The organism is Granulicatella seriolae (assembly GCF_024543085.1).
Classification (GTDB): domain Bacteria; phylum Bacillota; class Bacilli; order Lactobacillales; family Aerococcaceae; genus Granulicatella; species Granulicatella seriolae.
This window is the reverse complement of the sequence record NZ_JANHNZ010000001.1, coordinates 140122-166907: the sequence shown is the minus strand read 5'-3', so window position 1 is coordinate 166907 and position 26786 is coordinate 140122. Positions and strand designations below refer to the sequence as shown.

General features: G+C 39.5%; 23 protein-coding genes. 21 read left to right on the top strand and 2 right to left on the bottom strand.

The features are described 5' to 3' along the window. Window positions 1-5 precede the first annotated feature (5 nt). The 18 genes from NPA36_RS00705 (at window position 6) to NPA36_RS00620 (ending at window position 18579) form a co-directional block, all read left to right on the top strand. Complete coding sequence (locus NPA36_RS00705) at window positions 6-2504, top strand: DNA translocase FtsK (protein WP_256944198.1); 2499 nt, start codon at window positions 6-8, stop codon at window positions 2502-2504. Window positions 2505-2584: 80 nt separating this feature from the next. Then, window positions 2585-3664: a BMP family lipoprotein gene (locus NPA36_RS00700; RefSeq protein WP_407932748.1), complete on the top strand. Its 1080-nt coding sequence runs from the start codon at window positions 2585-2587 to the stop codon at window positions 3662-3664. A 332-nt stretch (window positions 3665-3996) separates the two neighbouring features. Beyond that, window positions 3997-5532, top strand: a complete 1536-nt coding sequence (locus tag NPA36_RS00695; RefSeq protein WP_256944467.1) for an ABC transporter ATP-binding protein — start codon at window positions 3997-3999, stop codon at window positions 5530-5532. A 5-nt stretch (window positions 5533-5537) separates the two neighbouring features. Beyond that, window positions 5538-6599: an ABC transporter permease gene (locus NPA36_RS00690; RefSeq protein ID WP_256944197.1), complete on the top strand. Its 1062-nt coding sequence runs from the start codon at window positions 5538-5540 to the stop codon at window positions 6597-6599. A gap of 1 nt (window position 6600) precedes the next feature. Then, window positions 6601-7560, top strand: a complete 960-nt coding sequence (locus tag NPA36_RS00685) for an ABC transporter permease (RefSeq protein WP_256944196.1) — start codon at window positions 6601-6603, stop codon at window positions 7558-7560. A gap of 408 nt (window positions 7561-7968) precedes the next feature. Continuing rightward, window positions 7969-8436 (top strand): MarR family winged helix-turn-helix transcriptional regulator, encoded by a 468-nt coding sequence (locus NPA36_RS00680; RefSeq protein ID WP_256944195.1) that lies wholly within the window; start codon window positions 7969-7971, stop codon window positions 8434-8436. Beyond that, window positions 8436-9386, top strand: coding sequence for a beta-ketoacyl-ACP synthase III (locus tag NPA36_RS00675; RefSeq protein ID WP_256944194.1), 951 nt, complete (start codon window positions 8436-8438; stop codon window positions 9384-9386). Before NPA36_RS00680 ends, NPA36_RS00675 begins: the two co-directional genes overlap by 1 nt. 49 nt (window positions 9387-9435) lie before the next feature. Then, on the top strand, window positions 9436-9663 hold the full coding sequence (locus NPA36_RS00670) for an acyl carrier protein (RefSeq protein WP_256944193.1): 228 nt from the start codon (window positions 9436-9438) through the stop codon (window positions 9661-9663). Between the two features lie 33 nt (window positions 9664-9696). After that, on the top strand, window positions 9697-10650 hold the full coding sequence (fabK, locus tag NPA36_RS00665; RefSeq protein ID WP_256944192.1) for an enoyl-[acyl-carrier-protein] reductase FabK: 954 nt from the start codon (window positions 9697-9699) through the stop codon (window positions 10648-10650). Window positions 10651-10701: 51 nt separating this feature from the next. Continuing rightward, complete coding sequence (gene fabD, locus NPA36_RS00660; protein WP_256944191.1) at window positions 10702-11688, top strand: ACP S-malonyltransferase; 987 nt, start codon at window positions 10702-10704, stop codon at window positions 11686-11688. Next, window positions 11678-12409 (top strand): 3-oxoacyl-[acyl-carrier-protein] reductase, encoded by a 732-nt coding sequence (gene fabG / locus NPA36_RS00655; RefSeq protein WP_256944190.1) that lies wholly within the window; start codon window positions 11678-11680, stop codon window positions 12407-12409. The genes fabD and fabG overlap by 11 nt, the downstream gene beginning before the upstream one ends. A 78-nt stretch (window positions 12410-12487) precedes the next feature. After that, window positions 12488-13723, top strand: a complete 1236-nt coding sequence (fabF, locus tag NPA36_RS00650; protein WP_256944189.1) for a beta-ketoacyl-ACP synthase II — start codon at window positions 12488-12490, stop codon at window positions 13721-13723. Between the two features lie 2 nt (window positions 13724-13725). Continuing rightward, window positions 13726-14199, top strand: coding sequence for an acetyl-CoA carboxylase biotin carboxyl carrier protein (gene accB, locus NPA36_RS00645; RefSeq protein WP_256944188.1), 474 nt, complete (start codon window positions 13726-13728; stop codon window positions 14197-14199). 22 nt (window positions 14200-14221) lie between these two features. Beyond that, complete coding sequence (gene fabZ / locus NPA36_RS00640; protein ID WP_256944187.1) at window positions 14222-14653, top strand: 3-hydroxyacyl-ACP dehydratase FabZ; 432 nt, start codon at window positions 14222-14224, stop codon at window positions 14651-14653. Window positions 14654-14662: 9 nt separating this feature from the next. Beyond that, a complete protein-coding gene (gene accC, locus NPA36_RS00635) occupies window positions 14663-16027 on the top strand; it encodes an acetyl-CoA carboxylase biotin carboxylase subunit (RefSeq protein WP_256944186.1) in 1365 nt (454 codons plus the stop codon). A 29-nt stretch (window positions 16028-16056) separates the two neighbouring features. Further along, a complete protein-coding gene (accD, locus tag NPA36_RS00630) occupies window positions 16057-16929 on the top strand; it encodes an acetyl-CoA carboxylase, carboxyltransferase subunit beta (RefSeq protein ID WP_256944185.1) in 873 nt (290 codons plus the stop codon). Continuing rightward, the gene (gene accA / locus NPA36_RS00625; protein WP_256944184.1) at window positions 16926-17693 is read left to right on the top strand and encodes an acetyl-CoA carboxylase carboxyltransferase subunit alpha; all 768 of its coding nucleotides are present in this window, start codon (window positions 16926-16928) and stop codon (window positions 17691-17693) included. The genes accD and accA overlap by 4 nt, the downstream gene beginning before the upstream one ends. 544 nt (window positions 17694-18237) lie before the next feature. Continuing rightward, window positions 18238-18579 carry a hypothetical protein gene (locus tag NPA36_RS00620; RefSeq protein ID WP_256944183.1) on the top strand — a complete coding sequence of 114 codons (342 nt, stop codon included), beginning with the start codon at window positions 18238-18240 and terminating at the stop codon, window positions 18577-18579. Window positions 18580-18652: 73 nt separating this feature from the next. Here NPA36_RS00620 and NPA36_RS00615 read toward each other — a convergent pair whose 3' ends face one another. Continuing rightward, the gene (locus NPA36_RS00615; RefSeq protein ID WP_256944182.1) at window positions 18653-18958 is read right to left on the bottom strand and encodes a dTDP-glucose 4,6-dehydratase; all 306 of its coding nucleotides are present in this window, start codon (window positions 18956-18958) and stop codon (window positions 18653-18655) included. Between the two features lie 197 nt (window positions 18959-19155). Further along, window positions 19156-21462 carry a 5'-nucleotidase C-terminal domain-containing protein gene (locus NPA36_RS00610; RefSeq protein WP_256944181.1) on the bottom strand — a complete coding sequence of 769 codons (2307 nt, stop codon included), beginning with the start codon at window positions 21460-21462 and terminating at the stop codon, window positions 19156-19158. A gap of 148 nt (window positions 21463-21610) precedes the next feature. On the opposite strand from NPA36_RS00610, the gene NPA36_RS00605 reads away from it, so the two are divergent. The 3 genes from NPA36_RS00605 (at window position 21611) to NPA36_RS00595 (ending at window position 26777) form a co-directional block, all read left to right on the top strand. After that, on the top strand, window positions 21611-22981 hold the full coding sequence (locus NPA36_RS00605) for an MATE family efflux transporter (RefSeq protein WP_256944180.1): 1371 nt from the start codon (window positions 21611-21613) through the stop codon (window positions 22979-22981). A gap of 118 nt (window positions 22982-23099) precedes the next feature. After that, window positions 23100-24767, top strand: a complete 1668-nt coding sequence (locus NPA36_RS00600) for a formate--tetrahydrofolate ligase (protein WP_256944179.1) — start codon at window positions 23100-23102, stop codon at window positions 24765-24767. Window positions 24768-24872: 105 nt separating this feature from the next. Further along, window positions 24873-26777 (top strand): ABC-F family ATP-binding cassette domain-containing protein, encoded by a 1905-nt coding sequence (locus NPA36_RS00595; RefSeq protein WP_256944178.1) that lies wholly within the window; start codon window positions 24873-24875, stop codon window positions 26775-26777. The last annotated feature ends 9 nt before the right edge of the window (window positions 26778-26786 follow it).

The following is a 26786-nucleotide window of genomic DNA, read 5'->3' as shown; positions in this document are numbered from 1 at the left end:
ATATCGTGGCAAAAAAACCGCAAAATAAAGGCAGAGCTAGTAATAGATCTACCAATAGAAATACAAGTAGAAGAAAATCAAGCAAGAAGAACTTTAGTTTATCCATTGAATTGACGGGTGTTATTTTGGCTTTTTTAGCTATTTTAGGTGGTGTTCGTTTAGGCTATTTAGGACAAGTTTTAGCTAATCTAATTAGGCTTTTAGTTGGAGAAACAGATAGATTTTTCTTTTTAGCCATGCTGCTTTATGGACTATATTTAATTATTAGAGGTCAAAGACCTAAGCTAGCCCTTAAACATCAGTTGGCAATAGGGATTACTTATATCACAACGTTACTATTAATAGAAGCAATTACTTTTAATCAATTTTTTCAAAGTCAAGGAAACTTGATACAAGAAACGATGAACCGCTTTGTAGTAGATTTTCAATTGAACCAATCAGGACAGGTCTTGGGTGGGGGACTAGTTGGAGCAGCAATCTATTCAACGACCTATTTTCTAGTCTCACAACTAGGAACGTTTTTCATAATAGCTCTCATGTATTCCTTAGTGGCAGCCATTGTATTTGATCTCAAATTTTCTGATATCATGGCTGTGGTTCGTGGGCATGGTAGGACTATCACTGAAAATGTCGGTGGAAAGATCAAGGAAGTAAGACAAGAAGCTAAACAAAGTAAAGAAGAAAAACAAGAAGAGGCCACTAAATCTGAATCTATCCAGCCGGAATCACGCTCTCAAAAGAATCAAGAGAAGCCTGGTCATTCAATGATTAACCGCATTAAGAATACACTCTTCCAAGACGATGAGGAAGACTTAACGGTTCATGACGAAGAAGAGATAGATTTACGTTACCAAGCCTATGCTCCTGAGGAAGTACCAGTTTCCAATCCTGTACAAACTGAAATAGTTGATCCTGTCATGAAGCCTGCACCAAAAGAAATTATTCAAACAAAATTGGTGATTGATGATGAGCCATTAGATGATTTTTCAATTGATGCTCAAAAAGAAGACGTTGACTATAAATTGCCGCCAGTAACCTTGCTTGACCCAATTGCGAAAACTGACCAGACTAATGAAAAAAATCTAATCAAAAAAAATATGCAAATTTTAGAACAGACTTTCAAGAGTTTTGGGGTTGAGGCCAAAGTAATGCAAGAACCACAACTTGGACCAGCTGTAACTAAATTCGAGATTAAACCAGCTGTAGGTGTCAAAGTTAGCAAAATTGTTAACCTCAGTGATGATATTGCCTTGGCACTAGCTGCAAAAGATATTCGGATTGAAGCGCCAATTCCTGGCAAACCCTATATTGGAATTGAAGTACCTAACAGCAAGACCAGTTTTGTTTCTTTCAGTGATGTCATTCAAGCAAGTCTCCATTCCGATAAATTATTGGATGTTCCTTTAGGAAGAGATATTTCCGGCAATGTTCGTCTAGCTGATTTGACTAAGATGCCCCATTTATTGATAGCTGGATCTACCGGTAGTGGGAAATCAGTTTGTATCAATGGTATCATTACTAGTATTTTGATGAAGACGAAGCCACACGAAGTCAAACTAATGATGATTGACCCTAAGATGGTTGAGTTAAATGTCTATAACGGTATACCACATCTTCTGACCCCTGTGGTTACCAATCCAAGAAAAGCAGCACAAGCTCTTCAAAAGGTAGTCGCTGAAATGGAAAAACGTTATGAATTGTTTGCTTCTATGGGGATGCGGAATATCGATGGGTACAATTCTCATCTGGTGCAATACAACTTAGAGTCAGGCGAAAATAACCCTACTTTACCTTATATTTTGGTCATTGTTGATGAGTTAGCTGATTTAATGATGGTAGCAAGTAATGAAGTCGAAGATGCTATTATTCGACTTGCACAAATGGCTCGGGCTGCTGGAATCCATATGGTACTAGCAACCCAAAGACCATCTGTAGATGTTATTACGGGAATTATCAAGGCCAATGTACCATCTCGAATTGCTTTTGCCGTTTCAAGTGGAACCGACTCACGAACCATCATTGATAGCAGTGGAGCTGAAAAACTTTTAGGCAGAGGAGATATGCTCTACATGCCGATGGGTGAAAATAAACCAATTCGTGTCCAAGGAGCCTATCTAACGGATGCGGAAGTGGAGCGCGTTGTCGACTATGTCAAAGACCAACAAGAAGTAGAATATGTTGAAGAAATGATGATTAGTGATACCGGCAATTCTAACAAAGACCAACCAGAAGACGAACTCTTCTATGAAGCAGTAGAAATGTTGCGAGAACAAGAGACGACCAGTACCTCATATCTGCAACGAAAATTTCGTATCGGATATAACCGAGCTGCTCGTTTAATTGATGAACTTGAGGAACGAGGCTATATCGGGCCATCAGAAGGAAGTAAACCACGAAAAGTGAATATTCAGCTATTTGAGAAAGAAAATGAAAACAATGAAAATGAAAACGCGGGTCATGAAACAGAAACCGAACGTTTTTCATCCGACAAAGAAATATTGTAAAGAAATAGTTTCCTTTTGTGAAAAAACATGGTAAACTATTCTTGTTAAGAAAACTAATCTATTTTATGGAGGGTATTACTTTGAAGACAAAAAAAGAACTAGCTTTACTAGCCTTAACAGTTGGAGCATCCGTTGCTTTAGTAGCATGTGGAGGTTCAGGAAAAACTGAATCAAGTTCAGCAACAGGCGAGTCTACTTCAGAGGCGTCATCAACTGCAACATCAGATTTCTCTGCTGTAATTATCACTGACCAAGGTGGTATTGATGACAAATCATTTAACCAAGGTGCTTGGGAAGGATTAACTGACTGGGGTAAAGAAAACGGTAAATCGAAAGGTGTTGGCGGATACGATTATCTACAATCAAACTCTGATTCAGACTACGTGACCAACTTAAACACTGCAGTTTTATCAAATTTTAATATGATTTATGGTATTGGTTATAAGCTAGCAGATGCTATTACTGAAGCAGCTAAAGCTAACCCAAATAATAACTTTGCAATTGTAGACTCAGTTGTTGACTTACCAAACGTTGCTTCCATTAACTTCCGTGACCATGAAGCATCATTCTTAGCAGGAGTTGCGGCTGGTTTAACCACTAAAACGAATAAAATTGGTTTCATTGGTGGTATGCATGGAGATGTTATCGACCGTTTTGAAGCAGGTTTTGTCGCTGGAGTTAAAGCAGTTAAACCTGACGCAGAAGTTAGCGTTCAGTATGCAGATTCATTCGTTGACGCGGCTAAAGGTAAATCATTGGCTTCAGCAATGTATGCAAGCAATATTGATATTATCTTCCACGCAGCAGGTGCAGTAGGTACTGGTCTCTTCTCAGAAGCAAAAGAAATTGTTCAAGCGGACCCTAGCAAAGAAATTTGGGTAATCGGGGTGGACCAAGATCAATCCAATGAAGGTGTTGTGGATGCTTCTCGTAACGTTACTTTAACATCAACCTTAAAAGGTGTAGGAACTTCTGTTAAGAAATTTACTGAAGAAGCTCAAAAAGGGAACTATAACGGTGGAAAAAATATTGTTTACGGTTTAGCTGATGATGGTGTTGGTCTTACAGATGGCCAATTAACTCCTGAAGTGATTGCTAAAGTTAACGAATACAAACAAGCAATCATTGATGGAAAACAAGAAGTACCAGAAAAACCTTAATTAAAAAGTATTAAAAGGTAACTACACTCGTGAGGATTCTCAGTGCCTTACGAGTGTGTTTTTCCCTCTAGATTTCAGCATTCCTTATCAGAATTGCATTACATTTTGCATAAGGAATATTTTTATCTTTATATTTGTAAGCCTTTACTTTAGTTTCAGCTATTTTTCCAAGCTAGAAACTACTAAATTGAAATGATAAAAGCACTTATTAAATTTTTTCATATTATTATATAGAATTTTGATAGAGAATTAATAGAAAATATCTTATAATGTATTAGCAACTACTATGTAAAGGAGTGAGGTCTGTGACTAACCAACCATATGTTATTGAGATGGAAGGAATCACAAAACAGTTTGGCGAATTTAAAGCCAACGACAACATCTTCCTGAATCTTCGAAAAGGTGAAATTCATGCACTACTTGGTGAAAACGGAGCAGGAAAGTCAACCTTAATGAATATTCTTTCAGGACTATTGGAACCTACAGAAGGAACAATCAAAGTAAACGGAGAGGAAGTAAAAATTGACTCTCCAAACAAAGCCAACCAACTAGGGATTGGAATGGTTCACCAACATTTTATGTTGGTAAAAAAATTCACAGTTACAGAAAACATCATGCTTGGGAAAGAAGTTTCCAACATGGGAATTCTGGACCGTAAAGCTGCTAAAAAGCAAATCATGGAATTATCTAGTAAATACCACTTGACAGTAGATCCGGATGCTCGTGTTGAAGATATTACGGTTGGGATGGAACAAAGGGTAGAAATCTTAAAAACCCTTTATCGTGGAGCTGAAATTTTAATTTTTGACGAACCAACTGCTGTATTAACACCGCAAGAAATTGATGAATTAATGATTATCATGAAAAAATTGACCGAAGAAGGAAAATCTATCATCCTAATCACCCATAAACTGAAAGAAATCAAAGCTGTAGCTGATCGTTGTACTATCATTCGACGTGGAAAATCCATTGATACAGTACAGGTTAAAGATGTTTCTAACCAAGAGTTAGCCGATATGATGGTTGGTCGTTCCGTGTCCTTTAAAACAGTTAAGAAGCCAGCAAATCCAACTGACCTAACCTTAGAAATTAAGGATCTAGTGGTCAAAGATTCTAGGAATCTAACAGCTGTTGATCATTTAAACTTGCAATTGTATGCTGGAGAAGTATTGGGAATTGCTGGGGTTGATGGTAATGGACAAAGTGAGTTGATACAAGCTATTTCTGGTTTAAGACCAGTGGAGAGCGGTACAATTCTTCTTGCTGGAACAGATATTACCAACGCTAAACCAAGAAAGATTACGGAAACAGGTTTTGGGCATATTCCAGAAGACCGTCACAAACACGGGCTAGTCTTAGACATGCGTTTAGAAGAGAATATTGCGCTACAAACTTACTATAAAGATCCATTATCTAAAAACGGATTCTTGCAAGAAAAAGAAATTGAAAATCTTGCAGTGAAGCTAATTGAAGAGTTTGATGTTCGTACGGTGAATGAAAAAGTACCTGCTAAAGCCTTGTCTGGTGGGAATCAACAAAAAGCAATCATTGCTCGTGAATTACACCGTGATCCATCTGTTCTGATTGCAGCACAACCAACTCGTGGACTTGATGTTGGTGCGATTGAGTTCATTCATAAGCGGTTAATTGAACAAAGAGACAATGGAAAAGCTGTCTTACTGATGAGTTTTGAGTTAGATGAAATACTAAATGTTTCTGATAGAATTGCCGTTATGTATGAAGGTGAAATTGTTGCTGTTGTGAAACCTTCAGAAACTACTGAAACTGAACTAGGCTTATTAATGGCTGGCTCAAACAAACAACAAGCAAATGAACAAACTGAAGTAACTTCAGTGGAAGGGGTGTAATCAATATGAGTCAAAGTAAATTACGTTCCTTTCTAGTTCCAATTCTTTCTGTTATTTTTGGACTAGTCTTAGGGGCAATTGTCATGCTTATCTTCGGATTTGACCCAATCAAAGGATACGATGCTATGCTAAAAGGTGCTTTAGGAAGACCGTTCTTTATTGGTGAAACCTTAAGACAAGCTACACCATTAATCCTAGTTGGGTTAGGGTTCTCAGTAGCTTATAAAGCTGGTTTCTTCAATATCGGGGTTGCTGGTCAAGCACTATTTGGTTGGTTCTTCTCCGTTTGGACAGCTTTGCTATTCCCAGATTTACCACGTTTTCTTTTATTGCCACTTTGCTTAATTGTTGGGGCACTTGGTGGAGCACTTTGGGCAGGTATTGCTGGTTATTTGAGAGCTTATTTCAACACCAGTGAGGTTATCGTAACGATTATGTTAAACTACACAGCCTTATCTGTTGTAAACTATTTAATCCGTGAAGTGTTGACGGAAAAAGCAGATGCCACTGCTAAAATCTCCGAAAATGCAACTCTTAGAGCTACTTGGTTGACCCAGTTAACGCAAAACTCTACCCTTCACTTAGGTATCTTTGTAGCTATAGCTGCTGTGATTTTTGTTTGGGTTCTTATGAATAAAACGATTGTTGGTTTTGAATTAAAGACAGTTGGTTTAAACAAATTTGCGGCTGAATATGCTGGGATGAGCGCTAAGAAAAATATTATTTTAGCCATGTTAATCTCAGGAGCACTGGCTGGTTTAGGTGGTGCTATGGAAGGATTAGGAACTTTCCAAAATATCTTTACATTTAGCGCTTTGCCAGATATTGGTTTTGATGGTTTAGCGGTTTCCTTGTTAGGATCAGGAAATCCATTTGGTATTGTATTTTCAGCTTTAATTTTTGGTATTTTACGTATTGGTGGCAACTCTATGCCTCTAGTAGCTCAAGTACCAAAAGAAGTTGTAAGTATTGTGATGGCTTCTATCATTTTCTTTGTTGGAGCAAGCTACATTATCACATATTTATTTGATAAATTTCATTTTACAAAGAAAGAGAAGGTGAACTAGTATGGATATAATGACGGTCTTATCGATCATTGTTAGCTCAATGTTAATTTACTCCACACCTTTAATTTTTACTGGCCTTGGTGGAACCTTCTCAGAACGAAGTGGTATTGTTAACGTGGGCTTGGAAGGGATCATGGTTATGGGTGCCTTTACAGCTATCATCTTTAACTTAAATTTTGCAAATTCCTTAGGGGCATGGACACCTTGGGTAGCTCTACTTGTTTCCGGGATTGTGGGTGCATTGTTTTCTATCATTCATGCTGTTGCAACTGTCAACTTACGAGCAGACCATATTGTTTCTGGTACTGTAATGAATATGTTGGCACCAGCCCTAGCTATTTTCTTAACACGTATGCTCTTCGATCAAAAAGGGCAAACAGAGATCATTACGCAGAACTTTGGTAAAACAACCATTCCAGTTTTAAGTTCTATTCCTATTATTGGACGGATTTTCTTTACAGATACTTCAGCACCAGCTTATCTAGCTATGCTTGTAGCTATTCTATGTTACTTTATTTTATTTAAAACTAAGTTTGGTCTACGTTTACGTTCTGTAGGGGAGCATCCAAAAGCGGCAGATACCTTAGGGATTAATGTTTACCTAATGCGTTATGCGGGTGTGATGATTTCTGGGTTTTTAGGTGGAGTAGGTGGAGCTGTTGTTTCTCAATCTATCACCCTAAACTTCTCACACGCTACAATTGTTGGACAAGGGTTTATCGCTATGGCAGCTATGATTTTCGGTAAATGGAATCCAATTGGTGTGATGTTCTCTGCACTATTATTTGGTCTAGCACAAAGTCTTGGTGTTATCGGAAACTATATTCCAATCATTAAAGATATTCCATCTGTATGGTTGAATATTGCTCCATATATTATTACGATCGTGGTATTAGTTGGCTTTATCGGTAAATCAGAAGGTCCAGCAGCCAACGGAACAACCTATATTAAATCTAAATAAGATTACTCCAAAAGCATTACAAGAATCAGTTTTGATTGATCTTGTAGTGCTTTTTTGTTTTTTCGCTTACTTTAGAAATTTGAAGATAGGTAAATACTTATGGAAAAAATTTTTTTCAGGTAGGAAAGAATCTCCAATTGATTTGCCAGAAATAACGGTGTAAAGCATAGCTGACGCACAGTGGATGTTTCGGCTTCAGCCGATTTACAGCCACGTAGACAGCTAAGCTGTGAGACCTTGGCTCACGGCGGTGCCACCGTATTTATTTCTGACAAATCAATTGGAGATTCTTAATATATTTACAGCAGTATTATTTTTTACAAAAAAAGGTTTGACAATCAAAGTAAAATTCTATATAGTTTGAATATCAAATAATTTGATGTTCAAACTATATATGGGAGGTATACCATGGATCAATCTCTAGAGACCATAAATAGTTACTTGGTTGACGTATTCAATCAGATGTTAGACATTGAAGAAACTTCTCTTGCGCAAAGTAAGTTTAATGATTTGTCGATAAAAGAAATGCATACCATTGAAGCGATTGGCTTACACCAAGAGCACACGACGACCGAAGTAGCTAACAAATTAAATGTAACAGTAGGGACGCTTACCGTTGCCGTTAATGCATTAGTTAAAAAAGGCTATGTTGAACGATTGAAACACCCAACAGATCGCCGAATTGTAGTATTAGGATTAACCAATCGTGGAAGATTATTGTATCGAGTGCATCGCAGATTCCATGAAGAATTAGTTAAGAAAACCATACAAGGATTGAATGAAGATGAAGTGAAAGTCTTAGTTAAAGGATTGAAGAATCTCTACGACTTCTTACATGAAATCATTCTAACCAATATGCATGAGGAGTTGGAATAGTGGGCGTAAGGTGGTTAGCGACAGGTTCATACCTTCCAGAAACACGATTGACCAATGAAGATTGGGCGCAAAAGGTCGATACCAATGACCAGTGGATTAGGAAGCGGACAGGTATTCAAGAGCGTAGATGGGCACAAGAGGAGACAACAAGTGATTTATGTATCCGAGCTGCCAAGAAGGCTCTTGAAAAAGCTGATATTGATCCTAAGCAGATTGGTATCATTCTGGTGGCCACGATGACACCGAATTTTTCTAGTCCAGCTTTGGCTACTCTTGTCCAAGATGCGATTGGTGCTAGTGGAGCATATGGCTTTGATATTAGTGCTGCATGTAGCGGCTTTGTCTTTGCTACAAACACACTCTACCATTTGCTAGAAACTTCTACTTTACCTTATGGCTTAGTCATAGGTGGGGAAACGATGTTATCCAGTGTGGATTGGGCAGACCGCTCGACAGCTATTCTTTTTGGTGATGGTGCTGGAGCACTCTTGGTTGAAAAAACGCAAGATAATGCCACTAAGCTTTTATCTTACGATCTTCACTCAGATGGTTCAAGAGCCTTGGCTTTGGTAGCTGGAAATCGCATAGATTCAAATCAGAAGATGACCATGGATGGTCGAGGAATATTTGAACTTGTAGTTAAAGAAGTTCCTGCTAGTATTAAGGCGGCTTGTGATTCTGCCGGGCTTGAATTGGAAGATGTGGATCTGTTTATTCTACATCAAGCTAATTCGCGTTTGATTGAAAGTGTAGCTAAGAAACTATCTATACCTTTAGAGAAATTTCCAAGTAACATCGCAACATTAGGCAATACCTCTGCAGCAAGCATACCGCTGTTATTAGACCAGTTGATTGAGGAAAAGAAAATCATCTTAGGAAGTGGGCAAACTCTTGTCCTATCCGGTTTTGGTGGCGGCTTATCTTGGGGAAGCATTGTTCTAACGGTATAAAATATTTGTAAGACCATAAAAAAAACAAACATTATTGGAGGAAAATAAAATGACATTCGAAAAAATTCAAGCAATTATCGTGGACCAATTAGGTAAAGAGGAAGAAGAAGTACAATTAACAACTAAGTTAAAAGATGAATTAGAAGCTGATAGTTTAGATTTGTTCCAAATTATTAATGATATTGAAGATGAGTTTGATGTAAAGATCGATACAGAAGAAGGACTTGAAACTGTTCAAGACTTGGTTAACTATGTAGATGCTCAATTAGCTCAATAAAATTCTAGACTCAAAGTAAAGGAATGGTAACACATGAAATCAAAAATCTGTGACATGATTGGAATCCAATACCCTGTTGTTCAAGGTGGTATGGCGTGGGTTGCCAATCCTAGTCTTGCCAGCGCTGTATCAAATGCGGGAGGATTAGGAATCATCGCATGTGGTCATGCACCTGGTTCGATTGTTCAAGACATGATTGATGAGATGAAACGACTAACAGATAAACCTTTTGGAGTCAATATTATGCTCTTAAATCCCCATGTGGATGAAGTAGTAGAAGTTGTCTGTAAGGCTGGCGTTAAAGTGGTCTGCACGGGAGCTGGTAGTCCAGGTAAATATATGGCTCAGTTTCGTGAAGCTGGCGTTATCGTGATTCCGGTAGTGGCATCTGTGGCTCTGGCAAAACGTATGGAAAAAGATGGAGCTGATGCGGTTGTCATTGAAGGCATGGAAGCAGGGGGACATATTGGGAAACTAACTACCATGGTTCTTTTACCTCAAGTGGTTGATGCAGTTTCTATCCCAGTGATTGCTGCTGGAGGGATTGGTGATGGACGCGGGATGGCTGCTGCCTTGATGTTGGGAGCTGACGCTGTTCAACTAGGCACACGCTTTTTGATTTCTCTTGAATCGACTGCCCATCAAAACTTTAAGGATGCGGTGGTTAAAGCCAAAGATATTGATACGGTTATTACAGGTCAAATTACGGGTCATCCAGTTCGTGTTTTGCGAAATAAATTAACCAAGATTTATTTGCAGGCGGAAAAAGAAGAGACTGGTAAAGATAATCCAGACTTGGAACGTCTTGAAGAAATCGGAAAAGGTGCTTTAAAACGTGTAGTCGTTGATGGGGATATAAAAATGGGCTCCATGATGGCTGGACAAATTGCTGGATTGGTCCATAAGCAACAATCCTGTAAGGACATTATCTTAGAATTAATGGACGAATCACATCAAGTTATCAAAGAACAACTGAGTCGCTTTTAATGTAGAAAAAATTTTGGTTAGTAAATCGTAATCTGAACTTGGAGGTTAGTTATGAAAGTGGCATTTGTCTATCCGGGACAAGGAGTACAAAAGGTGGGAATGGCTCATGAAATCTTATCTACTTTTCCAAAAGCTCAAGAAGTGATTGAGGAGGCAGATTCTGTTTTGCCTTTTGATTTGCAAGAGCTTTTGTTAGAGGATAAAGGTCATTTACTGAGTCAGACCAGATATGCTCAGCCTGCTTTAGTTGCCGTATCATTGGCGATTGAAAAAGTACTGGAAGATATGGGCATTCAGCCTGACTTTGTCGCTGGCTTGTCCCTTGGAGAATATCCTGCATTGGTATCCAGTGGAGCGATTGGACGGCAGGCAGCGTTTAGCTTGATTGATAAACGAGCTAGTCTGATGCAAGAAGCTGTTCCGCCTGGAAAAGGGACTATGATGGCAGTTTTAGGCGAGGAAGATGTCACTGTCGAAGAGGCCTGCCAAGCTATTCAGGCTCAAGGTTTGTATGTGGCGCCAGCCAATTATAATACCCCTGGTCAAGTTGTGGTTGGTGGTAGCCTTGAGGGAGTTGATGCACTAAAAAATTATTTACAAGAAAAAGGCATTAAAAAAGTAATCCCTCTTCAAGTCAGTGGACCATTTCATACGGAGATGATGCAGGAGGCTACTCATCAAATGGCAGGCGTTTTGGCTCAGGTTGATTGGCGAACGCCAAAAATTCCAGTCTATAGCAATGTAACGGGTGTCTGGCACCAACCTGATCAGTTTGGTCAAAATCTGGCAGAGCAGATTAGCCAACCAGTTAGATGGAAGGAAATTGTAGGTCATATGTTGGAGCAAGATGTAGATGTTTTTGTGGAAGTTGGACCGGGTAAGAGCTTATCTCAGATGATTAAGAAAATTGCGCAAGGTCAAAACAAAACTATACATCTATTCCAAGTGGATACCATTGCAAACCTTAGAAGTCTGGCACAATTTTTCGATGTGAAACCAAGTCATATAGAAGATAAAGGAGCATATAATGACATTTAAAGACAAAACAGTGATGATTACTGGGAGTAGACGTGGGATTGGATTAGGGTTAGCCTTAGCATTTGCTAAAGAGGGCGCTAACGTTGTTCTTAATGCCACTAGTGACATTGACCAGTCTGTCTTAGATAAGTTTTCCGATTATTCGGGTCAAGTTATGACCTTTATTGGAGATATTTCTAATTTCAGTCTGGCAGAAGAAATGGTTAAAGAAGTCAAAGAACGTTTTGGCCAAATTGACATCCTCATCAATAATGCGGGGATTACTCGTGATGGTCTACTTATGCGTATGTCCGAAAAAGATTTTGATGATGTGATCAATGTTAACCTAAAAGGTTGTTTTAACATGACTCGATTTGTCGTTCCAGTTATGCTAAAGCAACGTTTTGGAACCATTATTAATATGACTAGTATTGTCGGTATCACAGGCAACCCTGGTCAAAGCAATTATGCTGCTAGTAAGGCTGGTTTGATCGGCTTTACCAAATCAGTTGCTAAAGAAGTAGCCCCTCGTGGTGTAACTGTAAATGCTGTTGCACCGGGTTTTATTGAAACGGATATGACCGATGCTCTGCCTGAAAAGGTGAAAGAAGAGTGGCTCAAGATGATTCCTTTGAAAAAACTAGGTCAAGTGCAAGACATTGCCCAAACCTGCCTTTTTTTAGCAAGTAGTTCCTACATTACAGGACAAGTGATTGAGGTTAATGGCGGTTTGCACACTTAGGGAAACAAAGAAACATCTAGTGATTCCTAGGGACTCACTGCTAATGAATAGAATGGATGAAAAGAAAGGTAGGTTTCTATGAATCGAGTAGTAATAACCGGAATGGGAGCAATTACTCCTTTAGGCAATGATGTAGCAACATTTTGGAATAACTTAAAAGAGGGTGTCAACGGGATTGCACCTATTACCAAGTTTGATAAGAAAGACTTGGATGTTCATGTAGCCGCAGAAGTAAAGAATTTTAATGCTGCTGATTATATGGACCGTAAGGAAGCAAAACGGATGGACCTTTTTAGCCAATATGGCGTTGCCGCAGCCCTTGAAGCCGTTAAAGATAGTGGCATTACTCCTGACAATACGGATTTTGACCGTTTTGGTGTCATTGTTGGCTCGGGTATTGGTGGTTTAACTGTTATGGAAAGTCAGATTATCAAGATGCATGATAAGGGTCCTACTCGTGTGGCACCATTTTTCGTGCCTATGGCTATCGGTAACATGGTAGCTGGTAATATTTCGATTAAGATTGGTGCTCGTGGAGTGTGTACCTCTATCGTTACTGCCTGTGCTTCCGCAACCAATGCGATTGGAGAAGCTTTCCGTCATATTAAACATGGATATGCGGATGCCATTGTTGCCGGTGGTGCAGAAGGAACTATTTGTGAGATTGGTATTGCAGGCTTTGCGGCCTTAACCGCTTTGTCAAATAGCCAAGACCCAAATCGTGCTTCGATACCATTTGACAAGGAACGACATGGTTTCGTTATGGGTGAGGGTGCAGGTGTTGTGGTCTTAGAAAGTCTTGGGCATGCACAAGCAAGAGGCGCTCATATTTATGCAGAAGTGGTTGGCTATGGTGCGACTGCGGACTGTTATCATATGACAGCACCAACTCCTGATGGAAGTGGTGCAGGAAAGGCCATGATAGCAGCTATGGAGGAAGCGGGGGTTAGTCCTGAACAAGTGGATTATATCAACGCCCATGGAACTAGCACACCTGCTAATGATTCAGCGGAAACAACGGCTATTCGTTATGCACTAGGACAAGCTGCTGATACGGTTAAGGTTTCAAGCACAAAATCCATGACTGGACATTTACTGGGTGCGGCTGGTGCTATTGAAGCCATCGCCTGTATTAAGGCAATTGAAGATGATTTTATGCCGCCTACTATTAATGTTGAAGAGCAAGATCCAGCATGTGACTTAGATATCATTCCTAATGTGGGACAGGCTGGTCAGGTTGATATTGCCCTCAGCAACTCATTAGGTTTTGGTGGGCATAATGCAGTCTTATGTTTTAAAAAATGGACGGTGTAAGTATGGATTTACAAGAAATTAAAGACATTATCGAGAAATTCGATGCGTCAAGTATTATGGAGTTGTCCTTAAATCATAAAGATACTAGCCTTGCTTTAAGCAAACGGGTAGATCAACCTCATCAAGCTGAAAGTAGACTGGTAGAAGAAAAAATTTCTAAAGAAATAGTGTCTACTGCTAAAGAAGAAAGTGCAGTTGTACCTGTTACTGTTCCCGTTGAAGAGAGTCAAGAAGACAGTGTTGACTATATCACTAGTCCTATTGTCGGCTTGGTCTATCTAGCATCAGGTCCTCAAGAGGCACCATTTGTCCAAGTGGGGCAAGACCTTAAAGAAGGCCAAGTGGTTTGTATCGTTGAAGCCATGAAGATTATGAATGAGATTACCAGCCCTTATAGTGGTCAGGTTCTTGAAGTTCTGGTGGAAAATGGACAGATGGTTGACTACGGTCAAGCTATTATAAAAATAAGCAAGTAAACGAGTTTTAGGAGGAAGATAAATGACAATTATGACAGTTCAAGAAGTGATGGAGACTATCCCAAATCGATTCCCAATTCTTTATATTGATCGTGTTGAAGAGCTAATACCGGGAGAACATATTGTTTGTAAAAAGAATGTGACCTTTAACGAGCACTTCTTCCAAGGACACTTTCCGGGCGAACCAGTTATGCCAGGCGTTCTAATCGTTGAAGCCTTAGCTCAAGCAGGTTCAATTCCTCTCTTGAAGATGGAAGGCTTCCAAGGAAAAACAGCTTACTTAGGTGGATTAAACAATGTGAAATTCCGTCAAAAAGTAGTTCCGGGGGATGTACTAACCCTACAAGTGGATATTGTAAAGCTTAAAGAATACGCTGGTATTGGAAAAGGGCAAGCCTTCGTTGATGGCAAAAAAGTTTGTGAGGCTGACTTAACCTTTATCATTGGAAGATAGGGATGTTATATGTTTACAAGAATTTTAGTGGCCAACCGAGGTGAAATTGCCTGCCGTATCATTCGTGCTTGTAGAGACCTAGGTATTGAAACAGTTGCTGTCTACTCACAAGCCGACAAAGAGGCACTGCATGTGGAATTAGCTGACCAAGCTATTTGTATTGGTGCAGCTTCTTCTAAGGAGTCCTATCTGAATATTGAAAACATCTTGAGTGCTGCAGTCTTGACTGAGTCACAAGCCATTCATCCTGGTTTTGGTTTCCTTTCTGAAAATGCCAAGTTTGCCCAGATGTGTACGGAATGTCAGATTAGCTTTATCGGTCCGAGTGCACAAGTCATTTCGATGATGGGAGACAAAGCACAAGCTAGAGAAAAGATGATTGAAGCCAAAGTGCCCGTAATTCCGGGAAGTGATGGTGAGATTGATAGTCTAGAAAACGGCTTAGCTCAAGCTAAACAAGTTGGCTTTCCTCTGTTTATTAAGGCCAGTGCTGGTGGAGGTGGCAAGGGAATTCGTCGTGTTAACAGTTTAGATGATTTTGAACGACAGTACCAAGCTGCAAGACAGGAAGCAGAGAACGCCTTTGGAAATGGTGCTGTTTATTTAGAGCGGATTATTTTCCCAGCCAAACATATTGAGTTTCAGATTCTGGCTGACCATTTTGGACATGTGATTCATCTGGGGGAAAGAGATTGTTCCTTGCAACGAAACAACCAAAAAGTTATAGAAGAAGCTCCAAGTCCATATATCTCTGAAGTATTGCGTCAGAAGATGGGACAGGATGCTGTTCGAGCTGCTGAGGCTGTTGGCTATCAAAATGCAGGTACCATTGAGTTTTTAGTTGATGAAAAAGGCGATTACTACTTTATGGAGATGAATACTAGAATCCAAGTAGAGCATCCTATAACAGAAATGATTACGGGAGTTGACTTGGTTGAGTGGCAAATCCGAATTGCCAGTGGAGAGAAACTAGCGTTAAGACAAGAAGATATCCAATTTACTGGGCATTCGATTGAGTGTCGTCTGAATGCGGAAGACCCTTTTAATGGCTTTAGACCATCTCCTGGGCTTGTCTCTTTTGTACATCTGCCAAAAGGTGGCATGGGTGTTCGTTTAGAGAGTGCTCTCTATTCAGGCTATCAGATTCCGCCATATTACGACTCCATGCTAGCCAAATTAATTGTTCATGCACCAAATCGTATGCAGGCTATCCAAAAGATGTCACGCTTGCTCAGTGAATTAGCCGTTGAAGGTGTACCGACAAACCATGAATTCTTACTATCCTTACTAACATCAGAAGGATTTTTACAAGCAAATTATGATACAGCTTATCTAGAAACGACATTTTTACCTCAGTGGAAAGATCAAGCCTAAGCCAATCTAATCTGTAATGAGGTGAACGAATGAAGTTATTCAAAAAAAGAGCCTATATTCCTATCCAAGAGCAGAACAAAAATCAAGATAACCATAATGCAAAACCCCTAGTCCCAGATGGCAAATGGATTAAGTGTCCAAGCTGTTTAAAAACCATATATCAAGATGACTTAGGTCGCTTGAAACTATGCCCTAATTGTGGGCACCATTTTCGCTTGAATGCTAATGACCGATTGGAGCTTATCATGGATACTTATACGGAGCTTTTTACTAATCTACCGCTTAAGTTTCCTCAGGACTTCCCCGGTTATGCGGACAAATTGGATATGTCCAAGCGTCGAACAGGGCTTGATGAGGCTGTAAAAGTGGTGGACGGTATGATACAAGGTAACCGAGTGATTGTTGCTGTCATGGATTCATCCTTTATGATGGGTTCCATGGGGCAAATTGTTGGTGAAAAAATTACCAGAGCGGTTGAGTTTGCACTTGATGAACAGCTGCCACTAATCATTTTTACTGCTTCTGGAGGTGCTAGAATGCAAGAAGGGATTTACTCTTTAATGCAAATGGCTAAAATTTCTGCTGCTCTTGAACAATATTCTAAAGCGGGTCTCTTTTATTTAACCGTATTAACCGACCCGACAACTGGTGGGGTTACGGCCAGTTTTGCTATGTTGGGTGATGTGATTTTAGCAGAACCTAATGCCTTAGTTGGTTTTGCGGGAAAACGAGTGATAGAGCAGACTATTAATCAGCAACTACCGGATGATTTCCAATCGGCAGAATCTGTTCTTAAACAAGGATTTATTGATAAAATCGTCAACCGTAGTGTCTTGAAGCAAACAATAGAAAACTTGCTCTTGATGCACCATAGCTACTCTAAGGGAGGTGATGGTGTATGAATCCTATGAAAACTGTTAAGGCGGCAAGAGACAATGGTCGTACCTTGACTAGTGAATGGATTGACTTAGTTTTTGATACATTTATAGAGCTACATGGTGACCGTAATTTTGGGGATGACCAAGCCATTATTGGTGGTATCGCTATGTTGGGTGCTAGACCTGTTACGGTTATTGGTATGGAAAAAGGGCACGATCTGACGAGAAACTTGCAAACAAACTTTGGCTCTGTTCATCCGGAAGGTTATCGTAAAAGTTTACGCTTAATGAAACAAGCAGAAAAGTTTGGTAGACCTATCGTAACTTTTGTTAATACAGCAGGAGCATTTTGTGGTATCACGGCAGAAGAGCGGGGAATCGGTCAAGCCATTGCTAATAATCTGGCTCAAATGAGTCAATTGCAAGTTCCTGTCATCTGCATCCTAACTGGTGAAGGTGGTAGTGGTGGTGCACTGGCTCTTGCGGTAGCCAATCAGGTTTGGATTTTGGAGTTAGCTATGTATTCTATTCTGTCACCTGAAGGCTTTGCTTCTATTCTTTGGAAGGATTCTAGTCGGGCTGCAGAAGCCAGTAAGCTCATGGGCTTTACTAGCAAAGAACTTCTGGAACAAACCATCGTAGACCAGGTTATCCCAGAACAACGCAAAAGCCCTGAAAAGATAGCCCAGCACATCAGAAAACAACTCATTGACTATCTGGATTCTACAAAATCAAGAACAGGACCAGAATGGGCTCAAGATAGGTATGAGCGCTTCAGGAAGTTTTAATTTTTTTAGAATGGAGTCAATGATTGACATTGTGATGGGACTCTCCAACTAATTTGTTAGACATCAGAACGATGGTATTAGGGGTGGGGGGCATCCATAAATAATATAGTCTATTTCTAAATCACAAAAGAGTTTTGCGGAAATCTTATCAGAAATGAGAACGGTGGCTTTCTTATAAACAAGGTGAGCCTAGGTCTCACTGGCTTAGCTGTCTACGTGGTTGTAATCGGCGAAAGCGCCAAACATCCACTGTACGCCAGCTATGCTTTACACCGTTATTTCTGATAAGATTTCCGCAAAAGTCTTTTGTTTGTATAGCAGCCTAGATTTTTTTCAATACCTTTTAGATGATTGGACTATGATTGGCAAAAATACTTATCAGAAATTAATTTCTCAAAGAAGTTGGCTTCTGATAATTCTTTACAAACTATAAGAAGTTTTAAGATTACATTGGACAAATAATTGTAGGCAAGTGTTAATTATGCTATAGTTGCTATATAGAGATAGTGTTATATAGAGTAGATTATTAGGAACGGGGTGGCCAATGAAATTATATTCAAATGGAACACTAGGATTTATTGCTACGGTTACTTCACTTGTAGCAAACCAAGAAATAAACGGGCAATTTAATACAACTAATCCGTATATATTTTGGATTGGGCAGATAGTTTTGTGTATGATTTTTATGGTAGTGTTATTTCATATTTTACGCCATTGGGATAATGAATCGCCATTCACTAAAACACGACTTTCAATATCAATAGGGGTTTATGGTTTGATGTATGCTATGGCATATACTGGTTTTAAATATGCCTTTGTATTAATATTTTTAGTTGGGGTAACAGAAATTTATCTTACTAGAAAAAAAGCAAATTTAATGAAATAACTGTCAGATAAATCAACTTTTCGTCATGGTTGATTTATCTGACAGTTATTTTTTTCTATTGAATTTTTCTACCTTAGTCTTGGCCAGGTTTCATATGCCGCTTGTATTTACTTTGTTCTTCTGTTTTGATGATAGTTCTTGGTAATTTTCGGTCAGGATTGTGGTTGGCAATAATAGTCTGCATCTGGTTATCATCAAAAAGGGTGACATTGTTTGCAGCGAAATATAAAGCATCTCTTTGCCAATCTCCATGGTAATAATTAAACAGTTCTGAAATAGCAGTCAACTTTTCAGAGCGATTGGTTGCTGAATCAGGTTGATTAATAATTTGCAGGTATTCTTTTATTTTTTTGATTTTTTGTGGGTCTGGTTGGTTCATCTTCATCACTCCTCGTAAGATAGTCTACCACATTTTTTATCAAAATTATTCTAATTTTCCTTGATTTTGTACAAGTTTTAAGTGGTATACATGACTTGAATGAAAAACAGGCAGTTCTCACAAATTTCGTGAGAATTGCCTGTTTTGATTTGTATACTCTGATGTTTCACAGCGTCTATTGTATGAATCCTAAGCACTTAAGCCGCTTTTTTAGATTTCTTTCCAACTACTACGAAGCCAGCGAAAGCAAATGAAGTTCCCATAACTAAGTAGATAAGATTTGAATCACTACCAGTGTTTGGTAATATTGTTGCTGCAGCCTTTTTACTAGTTGTTGTTGTTACCTTAGTACCAGCAGTTTCTTTTTCTGTTGGTTCTTTTTTAGTAGGCTCTTGTTTAGTTGGTTCGTCTTTAGTTGGTTTATCCGGATCAGCAATAGTTGGTTTAGAAGCTGGGTCAAATGGGTCAGTGCCAGCAGCCAATTCTTGTTCATTTGTAAATCCATCGCCATCATTGTCAAGAGCAGGGTCAAGAGGGAGGATACGAGAATATGGAGTTGGGTTAGCATAGTCAAGAAGGTCAATATCTGTTAAATAGCTGGCAAAGACTTCATCCAATGAAGGTCCTTCTTCACGTGGGCCATATAACATATCATAACCATCCCCACCGACAGCTAAGAAGTCATTTGTTGCTAAGAAATAGGTTCTTGTTAAGTCTAAGTTTTCATAAGTTTCAGTAGCTTGATTGTAGATTTGAATTTTTAAAATTCTAGCTGGATCAACAGTCCCATCTTCTTTTAGGCCGCTAACTAGAGGATTAAAGAATACTTTTACCCCAGAGGCTTGTAAGAAACCACCATTCGAGCCAAGCAAAGGAAGTCCCTCGCTGTCTACTATTGGGTTGCCTGCTTCATCAACTTGGATAGCTGAACGAAGAGAGAAGGCAAACATATCAAGAATTTGTTGACCAGAAACGTCGATTTGTGAAATAATATTACCAAATGGCAATACGTTAATAACATCCCCTTTAGTAATTGGGGCATCTTTGGCAATAGAAGCACGAAGACCGCCACCATTGGTTACTGCTAGGTCAGTTTTATTCGCAAATCCGTGTTGACCATAGTTATACATAGCGTCAGTCACTAGGTCGCCTAGGTTGGTTTCACGAACACGTACATCACTGCGTTCACCGTTTAATTCGACAGGGTTCATTTCAACGATAACTTGTGAATTTTGGAAAGCAAATTCATCTTTAGCTTCCTTAACTAAGGCGGCCACTTTGTCATCTTCAGCAACGTCAGCTGTTTGAGCAGCAGAAATTAATTGTGCATTGAAGTTATTTTCACCGGCCGTATAAGTGACTTTACCGATATTTCCTAGATAGCTACCGGTTTGTACATATTGCACGTTGCCATATTTTTCGCCATTAGGAACAGTAGTATGTGAGTGCCCATCAATGACAACAGTCTGTTTGTCAGCTAAAAGGCTGTTAATAGAAAGTGCTCTAGCTAATTCGCCCCCTTGCCATTCTGTCTTGGTTGTTGGGTCAATACCTAAGTGAACAAGGAAGATATAGTTTTTAATGGTAGGATGGCTTGCTGTGAGTTCTTGAACCACTTTTTCTGTTTCGGTGATTGGATCAGTAAAGGTAACGCCTTTAACATTGTTTGGGTGAGTTTTTGTAGCTGTTTCAGGAGTAGTTGCTCCAATGACAGCGAACCCAATCCCATCTTTGGTGATAATGGTATAAGGGTCATAAACTCGTTTGCCATCTTTATAAATATTAGAAGAAACGATTGGGAAATTTAATAGGTCTTTGTAGCCGATAGCTTCCTCAAAGCCAAAATCAAACTCGTGATTGCCGACAGTCATAGCATCATAACCAACTTGGTTCATCATGGCAGCCATGGCAGCACCTTTAGAGTTATTCGAAATAGGCATTCCTTGGAAGGCATCTCCAGCGTCTAAAACTAAGGTTACTGGATTTTCTGCACGAGCTTCTTCAACAATGGTAGCTACTTTTGCGATACCAATAACACTTGAACTACCTTCCAAACGACCATGAATGTCATTGGTATGAAGGATGGTTACGTTTTTCGTATCTACTTTAGCAACTTCCTCAGTGCTAGCTTGTACTGGTTCTGCTACAGCAGCCTCTGTAGTTTCAGAAGGTGTAACAGTAGCATCTTCTAGACTAGTTACGTCACTAGAGCTATCTGAAGCAGTTTGAGCTGAATCTATGCTGGTTGCAGTATCAGGAGTATCCGCCTTAGGTTCATCAGCAGGAGTCTCGTCTACAACAGTAGCACCATCTGCAGCACTATCGGTTGAATCAGTAGTTGGCGGGGTTTCACCCGGAGCTATACTAGTATCCGAAGTAGGGCTTTCCTGTGCACTAGTAGGCACACTTTCCTCGGCTAATACAGGTGTTGCTTGATAAAATACAAAAAAACTTAAGAGTAAGACTAGTAAATAAAATAGATATCCTTTTTTATTCTTTTCCATTCCAAAATATTCCTCCCTTGTAAATAGTATTTTTGAACCATTTCTAGTATACTAAACTCTTGTTAACGTATTCAAGTCAAGATGGAATTTATTTGTAAATTATTGGTAAAATGTACGTATTATTTCATGGTAGAAAGAAGTGTTGTTTGTGGCAAAAGATATGACTAAAGGAAAACCTTTAGGGTTGATTTTAAGTTTTACGATTCCTTTATTAATTGGGAATTTATTCCAACAATTATATAGTATGGCAGATACTTTTATAGTGGGTAGAACTATCGGAGTGACAGCTCTAGCAGCTGTAGGCTCAACAGGGAGTATTATGTTCCTAATCTTGGGCTTTGCCCAAGGGCTAACAGCGGGACTTGCGATTCCTTTAGCTCAGAAATTTGGTGCTAAAGATGAAAAGGGTGTTAGACAAAGTTTCTTTGTTTCTTTACTGATTGCTGCTTGTGTTTCCTTAGTATTGACTGTGTTTAGTGTTATTTTTTGTCGCTTGATTTTAGAAACCATGCGGACCCCTGTTGAGATTATTGATCAGTCTGAAAGCTATTTACGTGTTATTTTAGCTGGACTCAGCACATCTGTAGCCTTTAATCTCTTGTCCAATATTTTAAGAGCATTAGGAGATAGCAAAACACCGCTTTACTTTTTAGTAATTGCTTGTATTATGAATATTATTTTGGATATTGTGTTTATTGTCGTCTTTAAAATTGGTGTAGCTGGTGCTGGCTTTGCGACCATTATTTCTCAAGCTTTTTCTGCTATTGCCTGTCTGGTCTACATCAAACGTCGCCTACCAATTCTTCATTTTAAGCGGGAGGATTTGAAGGTCTCTAATGGCTTTGTCATGGCTCATGTACGGATTGCCTTTCCTATGGCCTTTCAAACCTCCATTATCGCTATTGGTGCCTTATCTATCCAAATTACGCTCAACCAATTGGGAGCAAATTCTGTTGCAGCCTATACCGCTGCTCAAAAGATTGACCAGTTGGCCATCTTACCTTTGATGTCCTTTGGTGTTACCATGGCTACGTATACAGCTCAAAACTTTGGTGCTAAACTTTATCAACGAATCTGGGATGGGGTAACAACGTGTATTAAGCTATCTCTAACTTTCTCAGTCGCTATTGGGATATTCTTGATTCTCTTTAGCCCGCAGCTGATAACTCTTTTTGTAGGGCCGGGTCAAGAAGACGTTGTTCAGTTGGGACGCTGGTATTTTATCACAAATTCTTCTATGTACTTTTTACTATCCTTACTCTTTATCTATCGGTATACCTTACAAGGGCTAGGGAAAAGTTTCATTCCAACTCTTGCCGGAATTATGGAGTTGGTTATGCGTATGATTGCGGCTATCTTTCTATCTCAAATCTTTGGCTTTGTCGGCGCAACTATGGCAAACCCACTAGCTTGGCTGGGAGCCGTTATTCCACTTTCTTATACTTATTACTCTTATAAACATAAGTACATCAAAAAGCACAAGCAAAAGATAGAAAAACAACCTAATCCAAACAATTGATAATTTTTACATGAAAAACGTTCGGAAATCCATTGGGTTTCTGAACGTTTTTCTAGTATTTTAGATTGTTTCATGGTATAAAGCTAGTAGAGGAAATCAAATTCTGGAGGGAAAGACATTGAAAAAAGACCTTGAAATTGCTCAAGAAAACCAACCAAAACATATCTTAGACATTGCCAAACATTTGGGTTTGACGGAAGAGGACATAGAAGTCTATGGTCGTTATAAGGCTAAAATTCATTTAGACAAGGTAAGTGATGGGAAAGCAAATGGGAAATTAATCTTGGTTACAGCCATTAACCCAACGCCAGCCGGTGAAGGCAAATCTACCGTCACTGTTGGTTTAGGGGATGCCTTACGTGCTATTGACAAAAATGCCATGATTGCCTTAAGAGAGCCTTCATTAGGACCAACTATGGGCATTAAAGGTGGTGCTGCGGGTGGTGGTTATGCACAGGTAGTTCCAATGGAAGATATTAATTTGCATTTTACAGGAGATATGCACGCTATTAGTGCGGCAAACAATGCCTTATCTGCTCTGATTGATAACCATATTCATCAAGGCAATGCCCTAGACATTGACCAAAGGCGTATTTCATGGAAAAGGGTGGTTGACTTAAACGATCGTGCCCTCCGCAAAGTTATCGTTGGATTGGGTGGACCACTACAGGGCATTCCTCGTGAAGATGGCTTTGATATCACCGTAGCCAGTGAGATAATGGCAATTCTTTGCTTGGCTAGTGATTTAGCTGATTTGAAAAATCGGATTGCTAGGATTGTTATTGGCTTTACCTATGATCGTAAACCTGTAACGGTTGCTGACCTTCAAGTTGAAGGAGCCTTGACCTTACTATTGAAAGATGCTCTACAGCCTAATCTGGTACAGACCTTAGAGCATACTCCAGCAATTATTCATGGTGGGCCATTTGCCAATATCGCTCATGGTTGTAATAGTATTATTGCGACAAAAGCCGCCTTGTCATTGGCAGATTATGTGGTGACGGAGGCTGGTTTTGGTGCTGATTTAGGTGCTGAGAAATTCTTAGACATTAAAGTTCCACAACTCGGTAAAGCGCCTGATGCCGTTGTTATTGTGGCGACTATTCGTTCGCTTAAATTACATGGTGGCGTTAGCCTAGCTAATTTGACTAAAGGAGAGGATCTAGAAGCTGTCGAAGAAGGCTTTAGCAACTTACAAAAACATATTGAAAATATCCAGTCCTATCAACTACCAGTTGTCGTTGCGTTAAACGAATTTACCGACGATAGCCAAGCGGAGATTGATTTGGTAAGGTCACTGTGCCAAAAATTGGGCGTTGAGTCTATCCAAACCTCTGTCTGGGCAAATGGTTCAAAGGGAGGATTAGACTTGGCTCATGCGGTCGTAGAAGCTATTGACAAGTCTGATCAAGTCTTTAGCCCCTTGATTGAAGTTGATTCAACCATCACAGAAAAAATAGATAAGATTGCCAAAAAAATCTACGGAGCAAGTGGCGTCACATATTCCAAAGAAGCCTTGAATCAAATCAAAACCTTTGAGGCAAATGGTTGGGGTCAATTACCGGTTTGTATGGCAAAAACACAATATTCTTTATCGGATGATCCTCAACTGTTGGGTAGACCGAATGACTTTGAAATCAATATTCGTTCATTTGTACCAAAAATCGGAGCAGGTTTTATCGTGGCCCTAACAGGTGACGTAATGACCATGCCTGGTCTGCCAAAAGTTCCTGCCGCCTTAAATATGGATGTTGATGCACAGGGGCGTGTTTCCGGACTTTTCTAAGAGTAGATTTTCTTGCTAGGTAAATGCATCGCACAATTTCCTAAACTATGCTATTCTATATAAGAGAATTTGAGTGCATGAAGCACCTTAGCAAAGGATGACGTTATGAAAGACATTCGTGTAGAGAATTTAAGAAAAAGTACCGGAATGAAACAATTGTTAGAAGATGTTTCCTTTACCATTTCTGAGGGGGAACATGTTGGTTTAATTGGACAAAATGGCAGTGGCAAGAGCACGCTTATGTCTATTATTGCTGGAAAAGATACTGCTGAGTCAGGAGATATTATTAAATCTAAGGATTTTAGAATGGCTTATTTGGAGCAGAATCCAAGCTTTCCTGAAGAAATTAGCGTTTTTGATGCCATTTATCAGTCAGATCATCCTAAGCTAAAACTGGTTCGTGACTATGAAGAAGCTTTAGAGAATCTGCAAAAAAATCCAAACTCCAGTGAGTATGTAAGAAATTTTGAAACCCTCGAACAGCGAATGACCCAAGAAGATGCTTGGCAAATGGAGGTTCAAATCAAAACTATCCTCACTAAATTAGGAGTTGGCGATTTAGAACGTAGGATTGGCTCCTTGTCAGGAGGACAAAAGAAACGAGTAGGCTTGGCAAAAGTTTTAATTGACCAGCCTGATCTACTACTCTTAGATGAGCCTACCAACCACCTGGATATGAATACTATTCAATGGTTAGAGGATTATCTGGCTCAATACAAGGGAGCCCTCTTACTTGTAACGCATGATAGATACTTCTTAGAACGAGTTGTGACACATATGTTTGAGTTGACCAATGGAAAGATTGAACGTTATGTGGGCAACTATCAGTCCTATTTGGAGCAACGATCTCAAAGGGAAGAGATTGCCCTTAGAATGACTCAAAAGCAAAAACAACTCTATCTGAGTGAATTACAATGGATGCGCCAAGGAGCTAAAGCTCGAACCACTAAGCAGCAAGCCCGCATTCAACGCTTTGAAAGTTTAGAAAGCGAGGTTCAGCAGAACCAGACCAAACAAGAGCTAGAAATTAATCTAGACCAAAAACGAATTGGCAAGCGTGTCTTCCACATGGAACAGGTGTCATTAAGCATTGCTGGTTTGACTATCATTTCAAACTTAGATTGGATTATTCAGGCCAATGATAGAATTGGTATTGTCGGAGATAATGGGGTTGGAAAATCGACCTTTTTGAATGCCTTAGCTAGCCAAAGAGAGTTTGACTCTGGCAACTTTACGGTAGGAGAGACTGTACGAATCGCCTATTATAAACAGATGGATGATGATATTCCGGGTGACAAGCAATTATCGCAATATTTACGTGAGTATGCTGAGGAAGTCAAACAGAAAAATGGTGAAGTAGCATCGGTTGCGGAACTATTGGAAACTTTTCTTTTTCCACGTCAAATGCATAGTGCACAGATTAAAACCCTATCAGGTGGCGAGAGAAGACGTCTGTATCTCTTAAAACTCTTGATGACAAAGCCCAATGTTCTTTTACTAGACGAACCAACCAATGACTTGGATATAGACACCTTAACCGTTTTAGAAAGCTATATTTCGGAATTTAATGGTGCTGTCATTACTGTTTCTCATGACCGTTACTTTTTGGATAAAGTTGCTGACTTTCTGGTGGACATCAAGGGGCAGGGACTCTTGGATACCTTTAGAGGAACCATGTCAGACTACCTTGAGGTGCAAGCTAAGGAAGAAAAGAAGAAAGCGAACGCAGAGCAAAAGCTTTCTAGTCAAAGCAAAGAAGAAGTGGTTGAAGTAAGTCCAAAAGCCAAAAAGAAAAAGCTGACTTACCATGAGCAAAAAGAATGGGACGGTCTTGAAGATAAGATTCAAGTCTTAGAAGACCAGCTTGAACATTTACAGAATCAAATGTTGGCTAACCAATCTGATTTTACTAAGCTACAAGTCTTACAAGAAGAAAGCAGCCAAGTGGAGACAGAAATAGAAGGACTCTATAGTCGCTGGGAAGAACTTGCCGCAATCATAGAAGCATAGAAAGGTGCG

Bases quoted from the DNA above. Each gene is read 5' to 3' on its own strand.
- NPA36_RS00695 (WP_256944467.1), top strand. From the start codon at position 3,997: ATGGAAGGAATCACAAAACAGTTTGGCGAATTTAAAGCCAACGACAAC.
- NPA36_RS00690 (WP_256944197.1), top strand. From the start codon at position 5,538: ATGAGTCAAAGTAAATTACGTTCCTTTCTAGTTCCAATTCTTTCTGTT.
- NPA36_RS00685 (WP_256944196.1), top strand. From the start codon at position 6,601: ATGGATATAATGACGGTCTTATCGATCATTGTTAGCTCAATGTTAATT.
- NPA36_RS00680 (WP_256944195.1), top strand. From the start codon at position 7,969: ATGGATCAATCTCTAGAGACCATAAATAGTTACTTGGTTGACGTATTC.
- NPA36_RS00670 (WP_256944193.1), top strand. From the start codon at position 9,436: ATGACATTCGAAAAAATTCAAGCAATTATCGTGGACCAATTAGGTAAA.
- fabK (WP_256944192.1), top strand. From the start codon at position 9,697: ATGAAATCAAAAATCTGTGACATGATTGGAATCCAATACCCTGTTGTT.
- fabD (WP_256944191.1), top strand. From the start codon at position 10,702: ATGAAAGTGGCATTTGTCTATCCGGGACAAGGAGTACAAAAGGTGGGA.
- fabG (WP_256944190.1), top strand. From the start codon at position 11,678: ATGACATTTAAAGACAAAACAGTGATGATTACTGGGAGTAGACGTGGG.
- fabF (WP_256944189.1), top strand. From the start codon at position 12,488: ATGAATCGAGTAGTAATAACCGGAATGGGAGCAATTACTCCTTTAGGC.
- accB (WP_256944188.1), top strand. From the start codon at position 13,726: ATGGATTTACAAGAAATTAAAGACATTATCGAGAAATTCGATGCGTCA.
- fabZ (WP_256944187.1), top strand. From the start codon at position 14,222: ATGACAATTATGACAGTTCAAGAAGTGATGGAGACTATCCCAAATCGA.
- accC (WP_256944186.1), top strand. From the start codon at position 14,663: ATGTTTACAAGAATTTTAGTGGCCAACCGAGGTGAAATTGCCTGCCGT.
- accD (WP_256944185.1), top strand. From the start codon at position 16,057: ATGAAGTTATTCAAAAAAAGAGCCTATATTCCTATCCAAGAGCAGAAC.
- accA (WP_256944184.1), top strand. From the start codon at position 16,926: ATGAATCCTATGAAAACTGTTAAGGCGGCAAGAGACAATGGTCGTACC.
- NPA36_RS00620 (WP_256944183.1), top strand. From the start codon at position 18,238: ATGAAATTATATTCAAATGGAACACTAGGATTTATTGCTACGGTTACT.
- NPA36_RS00615 (WP_256944182.1), bottom strand. From the start codon at position 18,958: ATGAACCAACCAGACCCACAAAAAATCAAAAAAATAAAAGAATACCTG.
- NPA36_RS00610 (WP_256944181.1), bottom strand. From the start codon at position 21,462: ATGGAAAAGAATAAAAAAGGATATCTATTTTATTTACTAGTCTTACTC.
- NPA36_RS00595 (WP_256944178.1), top strand. From the start codon at position 24,873: ATGAAAGACATTCGTGTAGAGAATTTAAGAAAAAGTACCGGAATGAAA.